The organism is Phormidium sp. CCY1219 (assembly GCF_055795085.1).
Genome location: NZ_JAYFEQ010000808.1, coordinates 1 through 5,342 on the forward strand (window position 1 = coordinate 1; position 5,342 = coordinate 5,342).

6 protein-coding genes are annotated in these 5,342 nt (G+C 51.6%); 2 read left to right on the forward strand and 4 right to left on the reverse strand.

Annotated elements, in window-relative coordinates; all coding sequences use genetic code 11:
• Positions 1 to 129: 129 nt before the first annotated feature.
• The 3 genes from AC0QH1_RS25215 to AC0QH1_RS25225 form a co-directional block, all read right to left on the reverse strand.
• Positions 130 to 429, reverse strand: coding sequence for a hypothetical protein (locus AC0QH1_RS25215; protein ID WP_324634183.1), 300 nt, complete (start codon positions 427 to 429; stop codon positions 130 to 132).
• Between the two features lie 79 nt (positions 430 to 508).
• On the reverse strand, positions 509 to 1,570 hold the full coding sequence (locus AC0QH1_RS25220; protein WP_324634184.1) for an ABC transporter permease: 1,062 nt from the start codon (positions 1,568 to 1,570) through the stop codon (positions 509 to 511).
• Positions 1,571 to 1,694: 124 nt separating this feature from the next.
• Positions 1,695 to 2,207, reverse strand: a complete 513-nt coding sequence (locus AC0QH1_RS25225; RefSeq protein ID WP_324634185.1) for an adenine phosphoribosyltransferase — start codon at positions 2,205 to 2,207, stop codon at positions 1,695 to 1,697.
• 557 nt (positions 2,208 to 2,764) lie between these two features.
• Here AC0QH1_RS25225 and AC0QH1_RS25230 point away from each other — a divergent pair.
• Both AC0QH1_RS25230 and AC0QH1_RS25235 read left to right on the forward strand, forming a co-directional pair.
• Positions 2,765 to 3,397 carry a DUF3038 domain-containing protein gene (locus AC0QH1_RS25230; protein WP_324634186.1) on the forward strand — a complete coding sequence of 211 codons (633 nt, stop codon included), beginning with the start codon at positions 2,765 to 2,767 and terminating at the stop codon, positions 3,395 to 3,397.
• Positions 3,394 to 4,851, forward strand: a complete 1,458-nt coding sequence (locus AC0QH1_RS25235) for a DUF4335 domain-containing protein (RefSeq protein ID WP_324634187.1) — start codon at positions 3,394 to 3,396, stop codon at positions 4,849 to 4,851. Before AC0QH1_RS25230 ends, AC0QH1_RS25235 begins: the two co-directional genes overlap by 4 nt.
• Positions 4,852 to 5,012: 161 nt before the next feature.
• On the opposite strand, the gene AC0QH1_RS25240 is transcribed toward AC0QH1_RS25235, so the two are convergent.
• Positions 5,013 to 5,342 (reverse strand): hypothetical protein (locus AC0QH1_RS25240; protein ID WP_324634188.1); only part of this gene is annotated, 330 nt, incomplete at its 5' end.

Below are 5,342 nucleotides of genomic sequence, written 5' to 3' on the forward strand. Positions count from 1 at the left end.
TTTAGGCTGGTCAGGTGGTTAGAAGTACAAGCCCCTGGCTTTAGACATGGGGTTGGTTTCTACGGAGTCCCTGACCGGATTATTTTACTATTTTCCCACTTTCGGACAGCGTTTTACCTTAAGAAAAGATTAACTTTGTCGCAAAAACTCCACCTTTGGTAAGAGCGGGTCTTCCACCAGAGCAATCCCCGTAAAGCCCCAGCGGTTGAGAATTCCTTTGAGCTGAATGCCCGGAATGGATTCCACCGCAAAGCGATCGCTCACGTCAGCCCCATACTTATTCAGATATCCCAAAGCGTCAAACTGCTCGCGAAATAGGAGCAGATAGCCCGCATCAGCGATTTCCTCCCGTTCCCCGCGCTCCGGATGCGCCGCCAGATAGCTGCCATCCTCTCGCTTTCGAATTAGGTAATAAACTTGAGAAAACATCCGCTTTTCTTCTATCGTTTGCTTGGGTTTCTGGTCAGAAATACAAGGATTTTCATCCCTGCAAAAAACAAAATCAACCTTATTTGAGATTTTCCAACTTGATGCGCGGGTCGATAGCTTTCAGCCACAAATCGGCCAGCAGATTGCCCAAAATCAGCATAACTGCCCCCATCATCAAACTCGCCATCACCAGATAGATATCTTGACTTCGCACTGCATCCAAAATCAGGCGTCCGAGTCCCGGCCAATTAAAGAAAAATTCCGCAATAAACGCGCCACTTAACAAGCTGGCAAATTCAAATCCGAGAATGGTAATTAAGGGATTCACCGCATTGCGGAGGGCGTGAACGTAAATCACCCGATTTTCCGGCAATCCTTTTGCCCGGGCGGTTTGGATGTAGTCTTGACGCAGCACGTCGAGTAACTCGCCGCGCGTGATGCGCTGCAACCCGGCAAAACTGGTAATCGATAGGGCGAGGGTGGGCAAAATCATGTGCCACCCAATATCGATAATTTTGCCCAAGGGAGAGAGTTGAGCGTGGTAAATGCTGGTCATGCCCCCCACGGGAAACAGGGGAGTGGTATTCAGAGCAAACAGCAGCAATAACAAGGCAGTGATAAAGCTAGGAAACCCCTGCCCGGTGTAGCTGAGGGTTCGCAGGATGCGATCGAGCCAGTGATTTTGCTTGACAGCGGCGAGGATTCCCAGGGGGATGGCGATCGCCCAAGTCAGCACCAACGAAGAAATCGACAGCAGCAGAGTATTGAAAATCCGCTCCCACAACAGTTCCGTCACCGGTCGCTGATATTTGAAACTCATGCCAAAATCAGCTTGGGTGATAATCCGAGTCAACCATCGCCAATATTGCGCGATCGGCGGTTGATTCAGACCGAATCGTTCCGTGTACATTTCTAGGGTTTCCGGCGAGATTTGCGGATTTTGGCGTAAGGTATCGAGGTAATCCCCCGGTGCCAGTTGAATAATGGCAAAACTGAGCGCCGATGCTAAAAATAACGTTAATACCGCCTGCAATAACCGCTTGACGACGTAAAAAAACGTCTCGCTTTGGAAAATAAAGAGCGATCGTTGCAAGAGTTGTTCGAGGCGTTGCCGAACCGAGGATGCTTTTGTCGAAGTCATAAACCTTGCCGAGGTGGGGTTACGGAAAAGCGCGGCGGGCGAATCGCCCATTGCAAGGCACGCATCAATCCGGGTGGATTGAGCGCGCGATTCGCCATTAGAAAACAGCCAAAGCGCCCGGTTATTAATACTCTACCAAAGACACGATCGGCACGTCGGGCAGTTGTTGCCGCCCGTTGAGCGCTTTGAGTTCAACGACAAAGCAAAATGCCACCAATTCAGCCCCCGCTTGTTCCAGTAACTTTGCCGTAGCGCAAGCAGTACCCCCAGTGGCGATTAAATCGTCTACGATCAAAACTCGGGTTCCCGGTTCGATCGCATCTTTGTGCATATCTAGGCGATCGGTCCCGTACTCCAACTGGTACTCGATGGAGTGACAGGGGGCGGGCAGTTTGCCCGGTTTGCGAACCGGGATAAAGCCGGCATTGAGTTGATAGGCTAAAGGCACCCCAAACAAAAACCCCCGCGACTCCATCCCCACGATGTAGTCCGGTTTGAAAGGCTTGCACTTTTCGCTCATCGTGTCAATCGTGTAACGGACTCCCTCTGGATCCCGCAGGAGGGTAGTGATATCCCGAAACAGGATTCCCGGTTTGGGAAAATCGTGGATGTCACGAATCAGAGATTTAAGATCCATACTTGAACTTGTCGGGTTGAGATGGCATGGGGTAAATCTAGAGGAAATCTACCCACTGTCGGTGAGCGATCGCCCCTTCCCGATGACCCTACCTTACTGTATCAAGCTTTTTGCCCTTTTTTCCCTCTCCCCCGATGCCACCGTCAGGCAGGCGTTGCGGCGGGCGCATGGCGCAAAAGTCCCCTTGACTCCTGCCCCGCTCATCCTGGGTACCCTCGGTGCAAGGCTACCGCCTCAATCTTCTCAATTCTCCCCTTGGCACCATCCCGAAGGCCAGAGGGTCTAGAATTTTAAAAGGAGGCTCCGGACGCTCTAAAATCCGATCGGCAAATTATATACGCCAAATGTTTATATTTTTTGGGGTTTTGCCCCCTATTGCTACAATTATTGATTTGTTTGTCCGTAGAGTTGGATTGTCGTTTTCTCAATGGGAAACGGCAACTGCAAGGGAAAATGACCGGAAGTGTCAATCCTAAACTACAAGCCAACCTATTGCAGTGATTCCGATTTGACCACAGCCTCCTTGCCCTCCCTGTAGATCCACACCGGACTTAAGTATGAATGCTCCCGTAAGCGTAATGCAAACCAACACTGTAGCCGACCAAACCACCACTCCGATTTTAGAGAACTTGCCCGACCCCCCCGGCTTTTCCGGGGAGGGTTGTCCCCGCCGCGCCCGGATGCAAATCGATTTATTATTATTGGCGATCGAAGCATTGGATCTTCACGGATCGCAAGCGATTCTGGCGGTTGCCAAAGAAGAGCAGTTACAAGGGGTGATTCAAAATCGCGTATTTCTGTGGATTCTTCGCAGTACCAATCCCCTGCGGCGGTTCAGTCAGCGGCGTGCGCTAAAATTGCAAGAAGGGAAAGCCCTCGTGGCGATCGCTAGCATTTTAGCCACTCGTCGGTTAAAAACCACTATCCGCCAATTGCTCGCCGACTACGAGCAATTGCAACAAAAGCAGATTCCCCTCGAACATCACCTGCGACTCTCCAATTATCTCGAACGCTTTCGCGCTCACTTTCGCAGTCGGATGAACCCTCGTCGCGCTGGGGTGGTGGCTTATAGCACCAATGAAAAATTAAACGCCCTGGCAATCGAATTGCTGGGCGAATTGTTATTTTGTACCGGAACAGCCGGAATGCAACGGTTGTGGTTTAGTTTGTTTGATGGAGAAGTTGAGTGAGCATTCAACGAGAATATCAGCTACCAAATTGCAAGCTGCTTTTAGAAGGATTGAGTGACCCGCAAGCGGATGGCGATCGCCACGACGCCGGATCCGTGATGTCGGTTTTAGTCAATGCCGAGTTCTATCTCGGTACCCGCGATCGCCCCCTCTCTGGCGGCGTAGAATTTTTTCAAAGTTTAGTCAGTGCAGTCAGTAACTACGCCCAAGAATTTCTCAGTGGGGTCCATCGTCACTCCTTGACCCCCGCATTGCCCGAATCCCCGAACGGTTCCACCGCCCCGGTGCAATTGCAAAAGATCGCTCAAAATTCGCACCGCTTGATCGTCCACCCCCCCAACTCCCACAACAGCACCCCAATCCAAATCGATTTATCCACGGTGCAGTTGTTCGATTTAGTCGAAGCGGTGGATCGATTCTTCGCCGATCCGCAAACCTTGCCTCAAATGGGGCTACAGTTACAACCTGTTACCAAAACTGAAGCGAAAAACCAACAACCACTCGCCGAACGCGCCCTGCCCGCCGCAGTGGGCGTCTCCAGTCTCGCGGTGGCGGCCCTGGCATTGTTCCTCATGCCCATGCCAGAAGTTCAACGCCCCATAGAACCGGTGCCGGAAGAAGCGCGGGACGAATCCGGGGCGTTGGTCAATCCCACGGCAAGTGGCGAAGGGACTGCCAATCCCGCCCCCAACGGCACCCCGCCTTCTGCTGCTGAATTAGAAACCTCGTTACAAAACACCCGCGAAATTACCGATGCGGACCAGTTGAGCGCTTTGCAAGAACAACTCTCCAACGAAATCGATCGCGCTTGGACCCCCGACCTCACCTTTGACGAGAATTTAGTTTATCACGTCACTGTGGGGCGCGATGGGGCAATTTTGGGCTACCGCGCCGAAAATGAAGCCGCTCAGAACTACGATGGGGAAACCCCCTTGTTCTACCTGGTTTACATTCCCATGCAAGGCGGTTCGGTCACAGACCAGGAAATTGCCTCGTTCCGCGTCGAGTTTACTTCCGATGCACAACTGAATGTGGAGCCTTGGGAGAATACCCCCGCTGAGGAAACCTCTGGGGTGACCCCAGAAACCAACCGGGCGCGCCCTGTGGCGGTGAATTCCCTCCCGGAAATCGAGAATCGCGCCTTGCTCGAACAGTTGCAAGACAGTCTCTACTCCAGTATCGATCGCCTCTGGACTGAGGATCCGCAGTTCGATGGGGAACTGTTATATCGGGTTTGGTTGGCCCGCGATGGGGCGATCGTGGATTACGAACCGCAAAATTCCTCGGCCCAAAATTATCTGAATCAAACTCCCCTGGAAAACCTCCATCAGCCCACCGCCGGGGTGGAACGCAATCAGTCCGGCGGCGTCCTCCAAGAACCCCTCGCCCCTTTTCGCGTGGTGTTTACTCCAAACGGAATCCTGCAAGTTAGTCCCTGGAATGGATACCGTTGAGCCATTCTGTAGGGTGGTCTCGGGCCACCCTACAACCACTTGCCAAAACTTGCTTGGCATCAGCGGCGATATTAATCGTTTGCTCCCCCAGATATTGCAATGCGTAAATTGCTTTTATGTCCTGCCCCGGCCAACGAGCTTTACCCTCATTATATCCCCTCTCAAAAAAAAATGGCAACCTTTTTTTGCACAAAATGTTGCGCGGTTAAATTGTTGCCTGGGTTGACAAAGATATGGGCATCGGGTATAATGAAACCGTAGGGGCAGGCAGGACATAAAAGCAATGCGTAAATTGCGTAAGTTTCCTGCCCCAGCCAACGAGCTTTACCCTCATTATATCCCCTCTGAAAAAAAATGGCAACCTTTTTTTGCACAAAATGTTGCGCGGTTAAATTGTTGCCTGGGTTGACAAAAATATGGGCATCGGGTATAATGAAACCGTAGGGGCAGGCAGGACATAAAAGCAATGCGTAAATTGCTTTTATGTCCTG

Excerpts from the sequence above, each read along its gene's own strand:
- AC0QH1_RS25215 (WP_324634183.1), bottom strand. The coding sequence starts at position 429 with ATGTTTTCTCAAGTTTATTACCTAATTCGAAAGCGAGAGGATGGCAGC.
- AC0QH1_RS25220 (WP_324634184.1), bottom strand. The coding sequence starts at position 1,570 with ATGACTTCGACAAAAGCATCCTCGGTTCGGCAACGCCTCGAACAACTC.
- AC0QH1_RS25225 (WP_324634185.1), bottom strand. The coding sequence starts at position 2,207 with ATGGATCTTAAATCTCTGATTCGTGACATCCACGATTTTCCCAAACCG.
- AC0QH1_RS25230 (WP_324634186.1), top strand. The coding sequence starts at position 2,765 with ATGAATGCTCCCGTAAGCGTAATGCAAACCAACACTGTAGCCGACCAA.